At 46.7% G+C, this 17,901-nt stretch carries 17 protein-coding genes and 1 pseudogene; 5 read left to right on the top strand and 13 right to left on the bottom strand.

Translation table 11 applies throughout. The features are described 5' to 3' along the window. The 4 genes from JGK39_RS29315 to JGK39_RS29330 all read right to left on the bottom strand — a co-directional run. Nucleotides 1-1,084 (bottom strand): tetratricopeptide repeat protein (locus JGK39_RS29315; protein WP_293258933.1); only part of this gene is annotated, 1,084 nt, incomplete at its 3' end. A gap of 757 nt (nt 1,085-1,841) precedes the next feature. Beyond that, entirely contained in the window at nt 1,842-2,999 is a 1,158-nt protein-coding gene (locus JGK39_RS29320; protein WP_293258935.1) for a calcium-binding protein, read from the bottom strand. 209 nt (nt 3,000-3,208) lie between these two features. Further along, entirely contained in the window at nt 3,209-3,991 is a 783-nt protein-coding gene (locus JGK39_RS29325) for an SDR family oxidoreductase (RefSeq protein WP_293258937.1), read from the bottom strand. Between the two features lie 164 nt (nt 3,992-4,155). Then, nucleotides 4,156-5,097 carry a nuclear transport factor 2 family protein gene (locus tag JGK39_RS29330; protein ID WP_293258939.1) on the bottom strand — a complete coding sequence of 314 codons (942 nt, stop codon included), beginning with the start codon at nt 5,095-5,097 and terminating at the stop codon, nt 4,156-4,158. A 213-nt stretch (nt 5,098-5,310) separates the two neighbouring features. Here JGK39_RS29330 and murG point away from each other — a divergent pair, with 213 nt between their 5' ends. Together murG and JGK39_RS29340 are read left to right on the top strand one after the other, a co-directional pair. Next, complete coding sequence (gene murG, locus JGK39_RS29335; protein ID WP_293297553.1) at nt 5,311-6,375, top strand: undecaprenyldiphospho-muramoylpentapeptide beta-N-acetylglucosaminyltransferase; 1,065 nt, start codon at nt 5,311-5,313, stop codon at nt 6,373-6,375. A gap of 256 nt (nt 6,376-6,631) precedes the next feature. Next, complete coding sequence (locus JGK39_RS29340; protein WP_293297541.1) at nt 6,632-8,344, top strand: tetratricopeptide repeat protein; 1,713 nt, start codon at nt 6,632-6,634, stop codon at nt 8,342-8,344. A gap of 47 nt (nt 8,345-8,391) precedes the next feature. Here the strand turns inward: JGK39_RS29340 and ureG are convergent, their stop codons facing one another. From ureG to JGK39_RS29360, 4 genes and pseudogenes are all read right to left on the bottom strand, one after another. After that, nucleotides 8,392-8,988 (bottom strand): urease accessory protein UreG, encoded by a 597-nt coding sequence (ureG, locus tag JGK39_RS29345; protein ID WP_293258941.1) that lies wholly within the window; start codon nt 8,986-8,988, stop codon nt 8,392-8,394. Between the two features lie 156 nt (nt 8,989-9,144). Beyond that, nucleotides 9,145-9,858 carry an urease accessory UreF family protein gene (locus JGK39_RS29350; protein WP_293297556.1) on the bottom strand — a complete coding sequence of 238 codons (714 nt, stop codon included), beginning with the start codon at nt 9,856-9,858 and terminating at the stop codon, nt 9,145-9,147. A gap of 116 nt (nt 9,859-9,974) precedes the next feature. Further along, nucleotides 9,975-10,382 (bottom strand): annotated as a pseudogene (ureE, locus tag JGK39_RS29355) (urease accessory protein UreE); the annotation flags it as partial. Between the two features lie 347 nt (nt 10,383-10,729). Further along, entirely contained in the window at nt 10,730-11,221 is a 492-nt protein-coding gene (locus JGK39_RS29360) for a DUF4168 domain-containing protein (protein WP_293258947.1), read from the bottom strand. A 1,086-nt stretch (nt 11,222-12,307) separates the two neighbouring features. Here JGK39_RS29360 and JGK39_RS29365 point away from each other — a divergent pair. Both JGK39_RS29365 and JGK39_RS29370 read left to right on the top strand, forming a co-directional pair. Beyond that, nucleotides 12,308-12,715 (top strand): DoxX family protein, encoded by a 408-nt coding sequence (locus JGK39_RS29365; RefSeq protein ID WP_293258949.1) that lies wholly within the window; start codon nt 12,308-12,310, stop codon nt 12,713-12,715. Nucleotides 12,716-12,729: 14 nt separating this feature from the next. After that, a complete protein-coding gene (locus JGK39_RS29370; protein ID WP_293258951.1) occupies nt 12,730-13,227 on the top strand; it encodes a DUF4385 domain-containing protein in 498 nt (165 codons plus the stop codon). A gap of 358 nt (nt 13,228-13,585) precedes the next feature. Here the strand turns inward: JGK39_RS29370 and JGK39_RS29375 are convergent, their stop codons facing one another. The 4 genes from JGK39_RS29375 to JGK39_RS29390 form a co-directional block, all read right to left on the bottom strand. Next, entirely contained in the window at nt 13,586-14,053 is a 468-nt protein-coding gene (locus JGK39_RS29375; RefSeq protein ID WP_293258953.1) for a RecX family transcriptional regulator, read from the bottom strand. An 89-nt stretch (nt 14,054-14,142) separates the two neighbouring features. Next, nucleotides 14,143-14,550: an AbrB family transcriptional regulator gene (locus JGK39_RS29380; protein ID WP_293143695.1), complete on the bottom strand. Its 408-nt coding sequence runs from the start codon at nt 14,548-14,550 to the stop codon at nt 14,143-14,145. Nucleotides 14,551-15,295: 745 nt separating this feature from the next. Beyond that, nucleotides 15,296-15,484: a hypothetical protein gene (locus tag JGK39_RS29385; protein WP_293297544.1), complete on the bottom strand. Its 189-nt coding sequence runs from the start codon at nt 15,482-15,484 to the stop codon at nt 15,296-15,298. A gap of 261 nt (nt 15,485-15,745) precedes the next feature. After that, on the bottom strand, nt 15,746-15,868 hold the full coding sequence (locus JGK39_RS29390; protein WP_293258957.1) for a hypothetical protein: 123 nt from the start codon (nt 15,866-15,868) through the stop codon (nt 15,746-15,748). A gap of 26 nt (nt 15,869-15,894) precedes the next feature. On the opposite strand from JGK39_RS29390, the gene JGK39_RS29395 reads away from it, so the two are divergent. Next, the gene (locus JGK39_RS29395; protein WP_293258959.1) at nt 15,895-16,122 is read left to right on the top strand and encodes a hypothetical protein; all 228 of its coding nucleotides are present in this window, start codon (nt 15,895-15,897) and stop codon (nt 16,120-16,122) included. 104 nt (nt 16,123-16,226) lie between these two features. Here JGK39_RS29395 and JGK39_RS29400 read toward each other — a convergent pair whose 3' ends face one another. Further along, on the bottom strand, nt 16,227-17,897 hold the full coding sequence (locus JGK39_RS29400) for a CHAT domain-containing protein (RefSeq protein ID WP_293297547.1): 1,671 nt from the start codon (nt 17,895-17,897) through the stop codon (nt 16,227-16,229). Between the last annotated feature and the right edge of the window lie 4 nt (nt 17,898-17,901).

Genomic DNA, 17,901 nt, shown 5'->3' on the forward strand with positions numbered 1-17,901 from the left:
ACTTTAGTGGACTTTCGCTATTAGCCAGGGGTTTCAACCCCTGGCGGACTTTTGGGTTAAGCAGCAACTTCTGCTGTTGTTCCAATACAGCCTGCAACGACTCACAAACATCAGATCGATCGCCCGCAATTGCCAGCACCAAGCGGTAAATGACAATCGCTGCCGAAAATCGTTGCTGCTGACTCAAACAATCAGCCAGCCGCAAGTAAATATCCGCATTTTTAGGCTGAATTTGTAAAGCTTTTTGGTAATATTGTTCTGCTTGTTCGTGCCCGCCGTACTCAGCCAAGGCATTTCCCAGATGAAAGTAAGTATCTGCTAAATTGAGGAGCAATGATGAAGAATTCAGCGGATTTTGAGCAAGACTAGAAATGGCAGAATCAGAACCGTTTTTTTCTTGAAGTTGCCTGAGAAATCGGACACAGGCTATTTGAGAGCGATCGAGTTCATTGAGCTCTGCTAAGTCTGCCAACCGCATCTCTACGTGGTGACAAAAACCCTCAACAAACTCGCTTTGGAGAGCGATCGCATTTTGTAAACATAGCATTGCCTCAGCTAATTTGCCTTGCGCGATCAGGGAAATAGCCCGATCGCCATACACCGCAACTCGATCGGGATTTTGGCTGATTACCCGATCGAAACATTCTCCTGCAAAAGTATGCAACCCCAATTGTTGAAAGGCTTTCCCCAAATTGTAACGGGCGATCGCTAACTCTGGCTGCAACTCGATCGCGCGGCGGTAACGGGCGATCGCTTCCTGAGGCTTCCGCAGTTCCAACAGCACAATACCTAAATTATTGTACAGAGCCGCATCATCCGGCGCAACAGCTATTCCCGCTTGCAAAACTGCCATTGCTTCATCAAATTTGCCTTCCTGCGCCAGAATGCAGCCCCAATTGCTGTAGGCTTTGACAGCCCAGGGCAAAAGTGTTGTTTCAGAGCTTTTTTTCCAGCAGGATATGGCTTGCTGGTAACTATCAATCGCTGCTTCTATTTTTCCTTGCTGTTGAAATGCAGTGCCCGTCGCGTAGAGAGTTTTAACATCTAAATAGGCATTTTGTGCGATCGCTTCGGTGGTGATCATAGTTAAATTGCTGATTTTAAAAGGTAAATAGTGGTCGCCTGTCATCACTGACATCACACTCATGAGGACTTATAACCTTTCTCAGATAGATGAGGTATAAGTTGAGATTTGAGATTTGAGATTTGGAAGATTGGGAGAGTGAGGGGTTCGGAGATTGTGGCATTGAGGAATTGTTAATTCATTGCTGAATACCTCATCGAGAGTGAGAACCGCTATATTTCACTCAACTACTTCGTTACCTCTATAGAATCAGTGAACAATTCGGTTCATTTGGTCGCAGTGCGTAATTCGCAACCACTCCGATCTGCAAAAACAAGCCTTGGGATCTATCAAAATTTATGCTTGATTTTTCCGGCAATAGACTGCACCTTCTCTATATATAATCCACATAAAAAAGATTGGCAAGAGTAACTGCTATAAATAATAAATCTTCTTAATCTTTATTAACGCTTGTCATAAACGCACCCAAAGATAGGTACTTGTGTTGGCACAAAAACCTCAGGTCTGAAGCAAATCTTTTATGTTTTTTTCCCTTGGCAGATGTATCCGTGCAGTGAATTTAAAATTCAATAAAATCTAAAACATAAAATTCAACAAAGCATTATAAATACAATCAAACAACTATCATAAAGAAGTATTGACTCATCAATTCCCCAATCCTTCAATGTAAAATATAAAATCTCTGTTCCCATCTCATTTTATGATAACAATTATGTGTATGTGTGAATGGTAGATATACCCTAGATCGGGTTGAGATTTAGATAATTTCAAAGTTGTTTGACCCAATATTCAGGTTAGAACCTACTTGGGCAACGATCGACACTTGACCGTTTTGATTGCGGTAGTACAGCAAACCGTCAACCGGGTTGTAGATGACATTAGCCGCGCCCGGAGTCCCAGGAGTGTTGGGATTGAAATTGGGGTCTGTAATAAATTGGTTGCCAGCTAGATTGCCCGGTATCAAAGCATTAAACACGGCTCGATCGAGCTGGATTTTATCTTGTGTAGGATTAAAATCTGTCAGCGTATCCATATTATCGGCGCCTACAAACTCGAAGCGGAATGTATCCGCCCCCACACCACCGCTGAGGATGTCATTTCCGGCGTTGCCAGAAATAATATCGTTTCCTTTGCCGCCTTCTACGATGTCATTGCCTTTACCGCCGAACAAAATATCGTTTCCTTTGCCGCCTCTTACGGTGTCATTTCCTAAGTTGCCGTTGATCGAGTCATCTCCGGGGCCGCCCTCAACCACATCATCGCCTTTACCGCCGAACAAAATATCGTTTCCTTCGCCGCCAAAGACAATATCGTTGCCCTCACCGCCGTTCACTGTGTCGTTGCCGAGGTCGCCGCTTATAAAGTCATTTCCGGGGCCGCCCTCAGCCACATCATCGCCTTTACCGCCGAACAAAATATCGTTTCCTTCGCCGCCGGCAAGGTAGTCATTGCCCTCACCGCCGAAAAGGTTGTCGTTGCCAAGGCCGCCGTTCACGGTGTCGTTGCCGAGGTCGCCAAACAGGAAGTCATTATCAGCACCGCCGTCAACGAAATCATCGCCTTTACCTCCAAACACAGTATCATTGCCTTCTCCGCTGCGGATGGTATCGGCTCCTTGATTGCCAAAAAGAACGTCTTCGCCAGCACCGCCCTCGATTAAATCATCGCCTTTACCGGCGAAGACAGTATCATTGCCGTCGCCACCTCTCAAAGTGTCATTGCCATCTCGAGCAAATATGATGTCATTGCCACCTAGACCTGCTACTTCATCGTTACCTGAGCCTACAATGATTTGATCCGAACCGGTACTGCCGTTAATCCTGTTTGGTATATCGGGCGAGCCTTGAATAATTAAACCCCCAATAGCGTTCGGTTGAACGCTTAGGGGTTGAGTTGGATTTGTTATTTGGGACATAGCCAGTCATCTCGAATGGGGGATATCGATCGGGAGTCTTCATATCTCTGGTGAAATTTACTAGCTAAAATCCTGATGTCCGGAATAGTTGTATGTGAAATTTCTCAAAAAAAATCAAATGATTTATTTAATTTTTTCCCCTTTGAAAAATACTGTTAAACCGGAACTATTTAACTATCCATACGTCTTTTTTAATTGAAAACGAAAAACTATTTTCTATGAACGAGAGTTGCACTAGCTTGGTCTGTTGGAACTAGCAAGACTTCGCTAATATTGACGTGGGGCGATCGCGTGGCGCAGAAATACACGACATCCGCTACATCGTCGGCAGTCAGCGGTGTCAGTCCTTGATAGACATTTTTTGCCTTGTCTGCATCGCCGTGAAACCGGACATTGCTAAATTCTGTTTCCACCAAACCAGGCTCTACTTCCGTCACCCGCACCGGTGTTCCTAAAAGGTCTTGTTTCAACCCTTCAGAAATCGCTCTCACCGCTGCTTTGGAAGCGCAATAAACATTACCTTTCGGATAAGTTTGGCGGCCTGCTATTGAGCCGATATTCACTACGTGGCCGCGGCCTCGGCTGACCATTCCCGGCACGATGTAGCGAGTCACGTACAGCAAGCCTTTCACATTGGTATCAATCATTTCTTCCCAATCTTGAAAGCTGCCTTCGTGCAGTTTGTCTAAACCGCGGCTCAATCCCGCATTGTTAATCAGAATATCGATGTTTTTCCAGGCTTCAGGCAGTGCAGCGATCGCCGATTCGACTTGCGGGCGATCGCGCACGTCCAATTCTAGCAAGTGAATCTCGTTCGCCGAACCCATCAATTTTGTGTCTAGAAGTTCCTTGGCAAGGCGATCGAGCTTTTCAACGCGGCGCGCTGCTAAAATTAGTTTGGCTCCACCTGTGGCGAATATCTTGGCACAGGCTGCTCCGATACCGCTACTCGCACCCGTAATGAAAACAATTTGATTTTGGATAGAAATCATTTTTTGTCAGTTGACAGTTGACAGTTGACAGTTGACAGTTGACAGTTGTCAGTTGACAGTTGTTATTGGTTATTTGCGATCGATAAGCTTCCAGGTTCTGATTCCAATGCGCGATGCCCGATGCGCGATGCCCGATGCCCAATTCCCCATAACACCTAATTTTATTATTTAACAACCCGCAATCGCACGCTAACCATTGCAATTCCGCCTTGCCGCATCAAAACTGCTGAAATCCAGCGATTTTCAGGAGTAGCCGGAGCTTTACCTACTTTAAAAATCCCGCCGGAATTCAGCAAATCCAGATCGACTTCTGCGGACTTGAAAAAGGTTTTTTCGCTAACGGGTTCCTCCACAATAGTTCCGATTAAAATGTCATTGCCGATCGGCTCTAGAACAATGGCATCAAAATTGTACTCTTCGCCCACCTTCACTTGCTCCGGCACATTCACTTGAAGTTTGGGAGGATTTTTACCAGAACTAATCTGATTTTGTTCTGCTAAAATCTCTTGCTTAACTATTTTTTCACCCTCAAAGCGCTGCTGAGAACGGATTGTAGCTTTGAGATTTAATTCTCTGCCATCCTGTTTCTGGGTGCCTGCAATTGTAGTTACGGTATCAGCGATAATTGCGTTACCTTCGGTTTTCCAAGACTTGAGTTCGGTGCGGTAATTCAAATTCGGATATCGCTGCCAGAGTTGGGTGAGGGCTTTTTCCAGGCTTTGGCTGTTTAAGCCGTCAGAATGAGTGAAATTCTGGCTGTAAAATGCCATGACTGCTTTGACATCGCGCCGGTTGGCGGCTGCGTCTATTTCTGTTAGCAGTTTGGTGAGTGGGGCGGGCGCATTGGCAGGGGTTTGGGCGAGAGCCCCTTGAGTCGCCGCCATCGTCGCCCTTACCGCACTCGGATGCAGCACGCCACCGCTTACCACTGCTAAACATAATAAGATTGGAGCGATCGACTGGCGGCCGAAGCAGCCAAATACGATCGCCCGTTGGCGCAGCCCGCCCCTACGGGGGCTACGCCAACGAAGAGGATCGGCTGTTTCGTCCCGACGGCTGCAAAAATACTGAGATACACTTGGCACTAAATTCAAAAAATTACGCATTAGATGATACTTTGGTTATTTGTCAGGAGTCGCGGCGCGGGCAACTGTTCGCCAGCAACGAAAAACTGACAACGGAAGGAGGAACACGGCACAATCTCATTTTAGATTGCTGATTGAAAATTGGCTGAAACTGCCGGAACAATAAGCATAATAATCTAAAACCTCTAATCTAAAATCTATCGACCTGTGGAACTTGTAAAAGAAACAAATACCTTGACAAAAGCCCCCCTGCGGTTGTTGGTTGCAGCTAGCGGCACGGGAGGACATCTATTTCCGGCGATCGCCACCGCTGCGGAGTTGAACGACTGTCACATCGAATGGCTGGGAGTGCCAGACCGCATGGAGACGCAGTTAGTTCCCTCCCTTTACCCACTCCACACGATCGCCGTTGAAGGCTTTCAGCAGCGATTTGGACTCGGTACAGTGCGAATTTTGGGCGGACTCCTCGGCTCAATCCTGCACGTGCGAAAGTTGCTCAAAGAAGGAAATTTTCAGGGAGTATTTACTACCGGCGGTTACATCGCAGCACCAGCAATATTGGCGGCTCGCTCTTTAGGTTTGCCGGTGATTCTCCACGAATCTAATGCAATTCCTGGGAAGGTGACGCGGTGGTTTAGTCCTTTTTGCAGTGCTGTGGCGATCGGATTTGCAGCAGCGGCAAAGCATTTACCCCGCGCGAAAACGGTGGTTGCGGGTACGCCGGTGCGATCGCAATTCCTGACTCGCGAACCTCTAAAGTTACCAATTCCTGACAGCGCACCTGTAATTTTAGTCATGGGTGGCTCCCAAGGCGCCGTCGCCGTCAATAAATTAGTGCGCGAATGTGCTCCGGCTTGGTTTGAGGCGGGTGCGTGGGTAGTTCACCTCACCGGAAATAACGATCCGGATGCTGAGAGTTTGAAGCACGAGCAGTATCTGTCGATGCCATTTTATGATAATGTGGCGAGTTTGTTGCAGCGAGCAAATTTAGCAATTAGTCGATCGGGCGCCAGTGCCTTAACAGAATTAGCAGTAACAGGAATACCTTCTATTTTAATTCCTTTCCCCCACGCCGCAGACGACCACCAAAGATTTAACGCCGAAGTATTTGCCGCCGCCGGCGCCGCCGTGGTATTCCGTCAAAGCGAACTCACAGCAGAGGTATTGCAAAGCAAAGTGCTGTATTTGTTAAAAGATTCCGAATATTTGGCAAAAATGTCTCAAGCTGCTCTTCAATTAGCCGTGACAGACAGTACGGAACGTTTGGCAAATTTGGTCAGGGAATTGGTAGTGCGGTAGGGAAAATTTGACATTTTGTATCTTGATATATGAATTTCGGCTCAAGTGCGATATCCGCTATTTCATTGATACGGTTAAACCGAAGTTTCCTTCGCGCCGGAAAATTCATGGAGCTGTATTCTTAGCTCCATGAGGATTTGAGCGATTTTTTCATCTCTAAATCGCAGTCGTGTATTTAATATTTTATTAATATTCGAGCCGAAACTCTTATGAGATAGTAGATTTAATGAAAAACCCCGCCACATAAGGGTTAGCTATGATTATCTGTCTTCGTGCTATTAAATCAACGTTAGTCTGGTTACTCAAACCCATTGTTTGGATAACCAATTTTCTCTATTCTGAATTGCAGCGCTCTAATGGACTTTCTTATGTGAGGCGCGGATACTTCTTGTACAACCAAGGAAAGCAGCAGGAAGCCTTGAAGGATTTTAATCATGCTTTAATGCTTTTTCAAAAAATCAAAAACTACAAGCATGAAGCAATGGTGCTGGATGAAATTGGCGAATTTCACTCTAGCTGTGGAGAATATGCAAAGGCCCTAGAACACTATCAAAAATCACTTACCCTCTACCGGAAACTGGGAAATCGCCCTCTGGAAAGCCGATCGCTCTACTGTATTGGAGTCATCCATTTTGTGTTGGGAAATCAATCAGAAGCCTTGCAACACAGCCATCATGCTCTGATTGTGCAACGAGAATTGGGCGATCGCATAAGTGAAGGGAAAACGCTGACTAACTTGGCAAAAGTTTACGAAGAAATGGGTCAAACTAAGCAAGCCTTAGAACTGTTGCAAGAAGCTTTACAAATTGCTAGAGAGCAACGCAACCTTAAGTTGGAAAGTACAGTTATCAATAATCTTGGCTCTTTTTACAGTGGATTAAGTCAATATTCAAAAGCATTAGAATTTCATCGGCAAGCACTAGAACTTTACATCAAAAATAGAGACACAGCAGGTCAAGGAGTCTCTTTGAATAATATTGGACAAATCCATCGTGAATTAAGACAGTATCCACAGGCTATGAAATTATTTAAAGAAGCATTAGAAATTTTTAAGCAGGTTGGCAATCGCGCCAGAGAAGCAACCGCACTCAACAATATTGGAAGCGTATATGACCAACAAGGATGGTATCAAGATTCACTCAATTACTATCAGGAAGCGTTACCAATTTGTCGAGAAGTCGGAGATCGATCGGGTGAAGCGACTACATTGAACAACATAGGAGTTGTTCACTGGTTTTTAGGAGATTACTCCACAGCCCTTGAGTATTATCTAGAATCTTTTGCTCTATATCAACAAATCGGTGATTTATCAAGTCAGGCTACTAGCCTAAATAACATGGGAGATATTTATCGTAGGTGGGGAGCATTTACAAATGCTGTAGAGTCTTTTCAACAGGCTTTAGTTATTGCAAGTAAGGTGGGTGCGCGGAACACAGAGGCTACAGTTTTGGTCAATCTTGGATTTGTTTACGACAATTTAGAAGACTTAAATAAAGCGCTGACTTATCATCAGCTTGCCTTGGCAGCATGCCAAGATATTGGTGCAAAATCAGGTCAAGCAAGTGCTCTTTATGGGATCGGAAGGATTTACCTTAAGTTAGCCAGTTACTCAGAAGCAGACAACTTTCTTCGACAATCTCTTGCAATTAATCAAGAGTTGGGAGAGCGCAGCAATCAAAGTGATACGTTAAATGAGCTAGGACTCTTATATAAGGCGCTGAAGGAGTATGACAAAGCTCTAGAACACTGTCAGGAATCTTTAAGGCTCCGCAAGCAATTAGGAAATAAAATAGCTGAAATTGAGAGTATTGAGTCAATTGGTACAATCTTTTACCAACAAGAGAAATACTCTCAATCTTTGGAATACTACCAGGAAGCACTAGCCATTTCTAGGGAATTGAAAGATTGGGATGTTGAAGATAGACTTATTAAGGCTATTGAGGAAATCAATCGTCATTTATCTATTTAATTGAGCTGAAATTTGCGACTTTAAAATCTAAAATTGATTCGATCGCCCTAAGCGACATTCAGCTTCACAAAATCAACCACCGACGCTAAGCCATCCTGAGTTTTCAAATTAGTAAAAACAAAAGGTTTCTCCCCGCGCATCTTTTTAGCATCCCGTTCCATCACGCCCAAATCTGCTCCCACCAAAGGCGCGAGGTCTGTTTTATTAATTACCAACAAATCCGACTTAGTAATTCCCGGCCCGCCCTTGCGCGGAATTTTATCGCCCGCAGCCACATCAATTACATAAATTGTCAAATCCACCAACTCTGGGCTAAAAGTTGCCGCCAAATTGTCGCCACCGCTTTCGACAAACACTAAATCTAAATTAGTAAATTTGTATTCTAACTCTTCTATAGCTACCAAATTGATCGAAGCATCTTCGCGGATGGCGGTGTGGGGACAGCCTCCCGTTTCTACTCCCAAAATGCGATCGCTCTCCAAAGCTTGACTCCGAACCAAAAACTGTGCATCTTCCTGAGTATAGATATCATTAGTAACAACAGCAATCTGGTAATCCTGACGCAGCGCCTTGCACAAAGCATCAAGCAAAGCAGTTTTTCCCGAACCAACCGGGCCAGCAATTCCTACACGAAAAGCACTCATAATTATTTTGGTAATGGGGCATTGGGCATCGGGCGAAGCCAAGCCCAGGGATGGGGCATTGAAAGCATAGCCTGAAAGGTTATTAGTAACAACTGACTGCTTCCTTACATCCGTTAAATCCGTTACATAATCCGTTGCCGAACTTCCTTCCTATTTTCAACTGCGAAACAATCGAGTGTACTGAGTTTCGTGCGCCATGCTAGCGAGTCCCAATCCCCAACTGCAACTAACAAGGTCATCATCTTCTAATTGTAAAACTTCTCGCGCCGTACAGCTAATTTGAGACTGCAAATCTAACAGCAACTGCTGGCCCGCAGTTTGACCCAGAGGAATTAATTTCACGCCCGCACTCGCCAAATTAGCAGCCCAACTGTACAAATATCCTACCACGGCCGCTTCCTCTTCAATCTGCCAGCAAGCCGCCGCCATCCCAAAGCCGATCGCAAAATTGCACTGATTGCCGCCAACTTCCACCAAATCTTTTACAATAGTTGTCAAGCTAGAAGCAGCGGGCGATTCCCTGCGGGATAGCTTTGCTTCACGCAAATCCAGCAACAACCGCGTCAAAGTCCGTCCCATCTGCCAACTTTGCAAGCGCAACTCTTCTGTTTCCTTAGCAGCAGTCGCCCAAGCATTCCAGTAACTCAAAGCCCTCAAATCCCCAATCTTCGCCGCCCTCAAAGCCCGTACCGCCACAGCAGCTTCTACTCGCACCGCCCCGAATTCCAGCGAATTTTCCAACCAATTCCTCAAACTAATCTCGCTGTCGATCGCACCGGTTTCTACCAAACTCTCGATTCCCTCAGAATAACTATAAGCTCCCACAGGCGCAAAAGCTAACTGCAACAAACATAAAAGTTGATTGTTCACTGTTGACGGTTGACTGTTGACTGTTGTCAGTTGACTGTTGACTGTTGTTATTTGTTGGTTCCAATGCACAATGCCCAATGCCCAATGCCCAATGCCCCATTCCCAATTCCCAATTCCTAATGCCTGTGCGCGTAAGCGCCGATTTCCGGCTGAAACGGCACAACCTCCTCAATTACTTCCAAACCCATTTTTTCCAGCATTCCCTGCAAAACAGAATCAGGAGAAAGCCTTAAATAATTATCAGCAACTTCTAAAGCTACGTGGCGGTTTCCCAAATGGTAAGCCGCCCGCATCAGCAGCAGCCCAGTCGAAGTCCGCGCTGTCAGTACCGGTTCGGGTTTTGCGCTTACCAGTACCAAACAGCTACCGTCTTCCGACTGCAATAAATCTCGATCGCGCAGTACCGTACCTCTAGGCAAAGCCAAGTGTAGCACTTCTCCAGCCTCCGTCTCGAATCGGTGGCGGCTGCGAGTGCGATCGTCCGCTGTCATCGGCAAACAAAAGCTGACAACAGCATCGGGATCAAAGGAATTGACTTCACATCTAGTTTTTGAGGAATATCTTTTTTATAGCAGAAGGAAGAAGGAAGAAGCAAGAAGCAAGAAGCAAGAAGCAATTAGTATCTCATGTTTGAGAAATCAAGAATTTCCCGATCGTCGGGCGCGGTTACAAGATCTCTAATTGCGATCGACAGCAAGTTGCACAATCTGTATCTCTCTGAACCGCTCCCGTTCTTGTTTGCTTACCATATTTAGGTTACTTTGTCAAGCACTTATTTACAGACGATCGCCATTTTCTCAAAAATGATTGCATACCGTCCAGCAACTCGAACAATAGAACGGGAGAGGAAGAAAGACTCAAACCATCTATTTTATTGATTGCCGGCTTGTTGCAACCGCAGCAGCTCAGCTTGAATTCGCTGTTTGACTGCCGGATCGCGTTGTTGAAGCAAAGTGAGCTGATTGAAGCGACTAACTGTCAAACCATTGGTTTCGATAATTTTTTTAGCTTGTTGGCAATAATTCACCGCCACGCCGCGCATACCTCCAGACAGGCTGTTAATTCCCTGAGTTTCGTTGCAGACTATTCTGGGAACCGAGCCACCAGCCATTCCTTTAATTTCCTTCATAGCTTCCTCCCGTCTGGGTTCGATTCCCAATACAGAGCGAGCGTAGCTAGTAATTTCGGCGTTGCTAATTTCTTGAGCTTGGGCGGCAGCTCCGAAAACGAGGCTTGGAGATTGTGCGTACAAGTCAGGGGCCCATCCGCTAGCCAAAGCTGCTGCGGAAATGATGCCTGCGAACAGCGATTGCCGCAGCATCCGGTTTAGGCGAAATTTAGAGGTGCTGATTAAGGTGTTCATGGTCGTCGGTGATTGCTTGCGTGGAGATAAAAATGACACAGCGCACAGAGGCTCAATATTGGAGAATAATGTGGTGGCTAAAAAGTTCCTGCCCTTGAGTGACAATTTTTAATTCCAGCACTCTTGATTTGCTAGTTGCTAGGGCGATTCACGATCCCGATAGCTACGCTACGCTTCACGACTTTTTAGCAATTTCCATCCTTTGACCCATTGTAACATCTTTAATAAGTTAACCGAACACAATATTTAGACAGTAATTTTCATTAGAGAGCGTTCTCCAATTGCCTCTACCAAATAATTTTCCTAGCTCAAATCTTAAATAATTCTAAAAGTCCTTGACAAACTCCTCGCATCAATCACTCAAATTCAGGCGCGATCGCCTGCAAGTCATACAATTTGAGATTTTCCATTTTTCGATTTGAGATTGGGAAATTGGGAATGACTTATCAAATAAGGGTTTTGAGCGCGAGGCTACAATTGCCTTAAATGTTGAAACTAATATCAAATTTAGGAGCAATCGCACTCATCAATTGCCTCAAGGATAGGACTAACGCCAAGGAACTAAAGAAACCGGGTTTTTTCACTATCTTAAGGATTTGAACCAAATATTTGGGTTAAAAACCCGGTTTCTGGCCCCATGCAAGTGCGATCGCGAACTCAATCATTTATGTAATGTTAAGCAGAGGCGGATTTGTCGAAGGAGAAAATCCCCTCCTGACAGAGGCGCACTCGCATGGGGCCCGAACCCGAACCAACGTCGATTTTACTACCCGAAGACAGAGGCCGCAGCAGGCAACCAGACATTAAAATCGTCCTATCTAAACGCACGCTATCTGTTTTCGGCAATCACCTGGAGGCCTTCGATTAGAGCCCCGCTTCCTCCAGTTTCGGGCTGGGAAAACTTGTCTCGGACTTACCGAGAAACCTGGTTGTTATCCAAAATCTCCCTACAGCCGCCGCCCAGACTAGAAAAACCCGGAAGTCGTAAACTTTTATCCATCTGTTTTCTTGTCATCTCGATCGCCTATCGCCGATTTTTGCAAGGATTTTCGCAGCAAGTTAACAATTATTAATTACCAATTGCCCATGAAAGCTCAAAAAGAACTTTGGCGAGTCATCCTCGCAGTAGCTCTGAGTATTGTAGGCGTGCTGCACTTTGCAGTACCCGCACCCTTTGTCAGAATCGTGCCGCCCCAGCTTCCTTACCCGGAAGCATTGGTTTATATCAGCGGTTTTTTCGAGATTTTGGGCGGGATTGGGCTGTTAATTCCTGCCGTCAGCAGGGCGGCCGCGTGGGGATTAATTGCCTTATTTATTGCCGTGTTTCCGGCTAATATCAATCAAGCCGTCAACAATATTCCCATAGAAGGTATTCCACACAACCAATTACTCTATTGGTTCAGGTTGCCTTTTCAAGCTGTCTTCATAGCTTGGGCCTGGGTTTATACCCAACCAGACGAAGGTAAACCGCGGGCTTCTATCGTTCCAGATTGAACAGAAAACGCTAAATGAAGCAGTTCGACTACTCTTTGGATTTTAAGAACCTCGACTTTCGACAGCACCCGGAACTTTATCGGGTGGGGAAAGGAGAACAGGGAGTGCTGTTGGTGGAACCCTACAAAGCAGAAATTCTGCCTTTCTGGAGATTTAAGACTCCTGAAATTGCCCGGGAGTCCAGCAGCAAAATTTACTCGTTGTTTTTAGAGTATCTCGATGCCGGTGATTTTGTGGGAGCCGACATGGCCCGCAAGTTCTTGCAGATGGGGTATACTCGATCGCGCCGCTACGCCAATCATAAAAGCGGCCGCAAATACAAGCAGAACCCTCAGAAGCTGGAGTCTGTGGCAGAGCAAACCGCAGCTCGAAAAGATATTTTACCGCTAGCAGCCGATCCGGTGAAAGCAGAATCGGCCGCCATTTTTCAAGAGAAATGGATGCTGGCCAAAACCAACGAGAAATATCTCCAGCTTTTGGCGAGACACGGGCAGATGTACGAATCTTCTTGAGGCAAGTCTGAGGATTGACATACATTTACTAAAACTCAGAACTCGCAATTTATATCATGTCCGGTTGATTACCATTACAAAAACGGTTTGTAGTGCGGACTTTAGTCCGCTTTCATGTTGCGGACTAAAGTCCGCACTACAAACCACTACAAATCGCTTTCTCTTCTGAAAGCAATCTCCCTACTTATTTTTCATCTGATTTTGATTCTGGGATGGTTCTCACCCAAGCATATTGACCATATCGAGTCAATCATCCCCAATCTAAAATGTAAAATCTACAAAGGTATTAGCCCCCAGGGCAGCAGTGAAATTGTGCTTGCCTATCTGGGGGCCGTACCGATGTGCGCGGTGCTACTATTTACTCTTCATCTTCTTCGGTTTGCCACTGCCGCCAAAGTTCAAAAGCATTAAAGCCCCTGTATTGCAGGTAGTTCAAGACTTTGCCCTTGGTTTTCGGATCTACTTTACTCCAAGCATCGATCTTGTATTTCCGCATGACTTTGGCTTTTAATTCGGCGAGTTTTGCGGCTTCCGAGTCCAGATTTTCGGCAATTTCTTCTTCCCAGACTTGCTCGAACAAATCGCTAGTAATTCCTTTTTGCAGGCACTTGCGCTTGATGGCCGATTTCCCGTATTTGCCCGCAGCAGAGGCGATCGAGTTTGCCACCAAGCGAGTGTCAGACTGATAGCCCCGGTCTTGAATTTGCGCGATCGCCTCCAATATTTCCTCATTGCCAAAACCTTTCTCTTGCCCCTTTTTGCGAAGTTCAGAGGCACTGTAGTCTTTGCGGGACAAGAGAAAATAGAAATAGTCAAGACAGCTCATCAGTTAAATTGAGGGTGGCGCGCAAATACTCCTGTAGCGAATATCAAATCCAGTCGCCTTGCTATCGGCTGACTGCATTGCTATATCCTCTATTCTTCTGTATCCTCCTCTTCTTCCACTTCCACATCCGCTCTGTCCACATCGATCTGAATCAAGCGAATGTGCTTGTATCCGAGTTTAATTTCAAACTCGTCACCGGGCTTTAATCCCATTTCTTGGGTATAATTTGCCCCGATCACGATGGAGCCATTCTTGTGAACGCTAGCGCGATAACTCGCTTCTCGTCCGCGTCCGTCTGCTTTCGACTTCTCTAGCTCAATTCCCTTAGCAGCTAACACTGCATCGTAAAACTCAGCCAAGTTAATCCGGGTTTCTCCACTTTTGCTGACGGTGAAGTAGCCGCAAAGCTTTGCAAGTTCTCTGCGCGGCAAATCGCTGCCTTTGATTTTTTGAAGCAGACCTTTTCCTGTTAAGGGTGCTGTAGCTGTTTCTGCCATTGACCGTACCTCGCTTATTGGACTTTACTTATATCAATTACAACACATTAGATTAACTTTGTTTCACTGTCAATACTAAGAATTCGGAATATAAGATTCTGGGTAAATTTTTGCGGCCTCAAAACCGGGGGTGCAAGTAAGGATGCTCGAAGGCAGATCTATTTGCCTTCGAGCAGGTGATGCTTGCCTAAGCCTCAAGGGCGCGATCGCGGGGGGAATTATTGTCGCAAATTAAATGCTTTACTTTTTTACAGTAAAGTCTGTTCCCCGCAGCATTCCCGTTCCCCGATCCAGTCTGCGGTCAAGAGACCTCTTGCAAAAATCCCTTTAATCAAATTTTGTAACAGGCTCTCCGGCCTGTTCCACAAAAAATATTTTTTGTGGAACGGGCATCTTGCCCGTTTTAACCATTTTTGCAAGAGGTCTAAGGTAAAAAGCTCTTGCAGCGATGAATGAAAATACCTAGGGCGCCACCCAGGCAAATCTGGCGCCAGCCTTGTTACCGGCGCGGGGTTAAATTTTACCTCAACAAGGCGAGGCAGCACTTGTTCTCGATGCCGCTGCCACCTACTTGTAAACCCTGTTTTTCGGGCGGTCAATCCCCTCAAAACCCCAAATACCGAAGAGCAATCTTCTATTAAGGTGTTCGGCATATATAGCGCATCCACCCTGACGGTTAGGACGCTATATATGGCCCTTTCCCCATGGAGTCGATTGCTTCTGACTTCTAACTTCTGACTTCTTTTTACCCTCCGAGCTCCGCCTCCGCGAGCCTTCTTCCGACTTCCTTGTGACTTCTTTTTACCCTGAGCTCCGCCTCCGCGAGCCTTCTTCCTTCTTCCTTCTTGCTTCTTCCTTCTTGCTTCTTCCTTCTTGCTTCTTCCTTCTTCCTTCTTGCTTCTTCCTTCTTGCTTCTTCCTTCTTCCTTCAACATCTGCTATAGCTTGCACAGAATGCAGTCCGGGGAAGCCAATCCGGTAAAAAATCAAGGAAATTTTACCTGTTCGTTGAATGGGTTTTAGCTAAAACCAGACTTAATGGGCGCGGCACAAACATCGTGCAGCCACCACCAGAGGAATTAGCGGCTCCACCAAAAACATTGTCTGCGATGTTCGAGGGGGAGAAGTGGATGGGGGGACAAGAATAAGGAATAGGAATTAAAATATACAATTTAAATGCTGTAGACCGATTTGTTTCATCGCCCGATCGGGCTGCGCCACTGTTCATCCTTCGCCACTTTCTCAGTAGACTCCGAAGGGGCGATCGAGAAAATCGCCCTCAAAGGGCCCCAAGCCAGAGAATTTGACGTTATTTCCACAGGGGAATTGAAAAAGACCGACTTAAATGCAGTACAGCTTAAATATTGGCTCTCTTGACGAAAAACTCGGTTTCTTCCTAAATACGCAAATTTCCCAGCTTCTGATTTTGGGTAGAAACCGGGTTGATGAGAGTAAGTCCCAGATGCGATCGAGCAGCAGCCGATCGCGAATTGCCTGCGATCGACCGCAGTTAATTTTGAACCCGAACAGCCGGCCCAAACTCAGGATGGCTACGGTTGTTGCTTCTAAGTAAATCCACTTAATTCAACCTAAAATACAGCTTGCGCTCGAGCTAGCTGTGTTGCTCTTCTTTTTTCCTTTTAGATTAAGCGAAGTCTTTGATGCCTTCTTACTTCTTCATTCTGCTTGGTGGCGTTCTTGCAAGTAATTTTGCGACAGGGGAGTCCGTACCGCCGGCAGTAACTCTTCTGGTTTGGTGCCTCGTTGATTCCAGTGCCGCCACCCAAACAACCCAGCACTCAAAGCAACGGGTAAGAAGCAAAGCACCACTACCAGACATTTTTGCAATCCCGATTGTTTTAACGATTTCGCCGTCGGTGCAGTGGCCCGAGTTGGTTGGATCGCCGCCGATTCAGAATTAGCAATAGAGTTCGCTGAATTAGCAGCATTCGGCCGATCGTTCTGGTGAACCCAATCCCTGCGCTCTTTTAATTGGTCGGGAAAATATTCCCAGACTTCGCCGTCATCTGTGTCTGACTCCTGCGGTTGATTGGCTGCGATGGGGGGGTATGGGGCGATCGTCGAGAGTCCAGACGGCGCCTTCCATTCTGTGGCCGCTCCCGCCGGCGGCGTTCCCGGTAGGATTAAATTTGGCACCGGAGAACCGGATGGCCCGCTTTGGGCTGGGGCGCCCGTCAGATAGCCGTCAAAGTCCGGGTGCTGGTAGAGAATCGGCAAAGCCCAGTATAACTGGTGAGAACCGTAGGCAGAAATTAGTCCCGCCCTGGCCCGACTCAGGCTGAGATCGACTGGATAGCCTTGATTGAGGTTGCGGTAAAACAGTCGCGTCAGAGTTAGGGCTACATCGTCGGGAATGCTTTCTGCCATTGCTAGCACTGCCGGAATGCCCCGCTTGATTAAGGCTGCGGTTAAATTGCGTTCCGAACTGTCCTCGCCGATGTCTGAGGGGTCGCCGTAGGCCCCGCGGCAGGAATTGAACACGGCCATCTGAATGCCGTTGTTAACCAGCAATCCGGCTAAGTCGTCGCCGCTCAAGGTTTCGGTTAACCCGGTGCGGCTGCTGACTAGGTAGAGTTCGCCACCTCTGGAACCTAAGTTGCTGTGGCCTGCGTAGTGCAAGACTTGGTAGTGTCCTTGTTCTAGGGCTTGAGTAAGCTGTTCTCGATCGGGCTGTTCGAGAATCGTCAGTTGAATTTCGGAGTGTGGGCCGTTTTTGAGGGGATTAGCGCTCCGGTTTTGCAGTTCTTGTTGCAAGTGGAGCGCTTCTCGTTTGAGCTGCAAGCTGTCTCGATCGCTCGGAGAGGCGATCGCCACTAAAATTTTTAGCGGGCCGCTGCTGGGTACCACCCGGGTTTGTTTGAACAAACTTGTACCTGGTTGGTAGCGGGAAAACACGACATCGGTGCCGGTTGCTAAAGGGCGATCGCCCGCGTGCAGCACTTCCCACGGCAGCCGCGGCAAGTGCCTGCCTTTGAGTCCCAGGCGCAGTTGCAGCACTTCTCGGCGGTGCTGGGCGATGCCTTGAGCGCAAGTCCAGCTATCGCGCAAGTTTCCTTGAAACAGTCCGCTGTATAATTGTTGCCCCAGGGCTACTAAATTCGGCGCTGAGTTTTTTGTCGATCGCCCTGTGCGACCGGCAGCACCAGTTCCTTGGAACACGCCCACCATCGGGTCATTCATCAGTTGAGCAGACAGTGCCAGCCATTGGTCGATCGGCCAGCGGACTTGTTGCTCTGCTAAGGGTACACCGGGTGCAACCTTTTCTGTCCGCACTAGATATTCGTCGTCCCCAACTGGGGTGACTGAGAGTTTAAATTCTTGGCTCACCAAT

The organism is Microcoleus sp. PH2017_12_PCY_D_A, assembly GCF_020738565.1.
In the GTDB taxonomy this organism is placed as follows: Bacteria; Cyanobacteriota; Cyanobacteriia; order Cyanobacteriales; family Microcoleaceae; genus Microcoleus.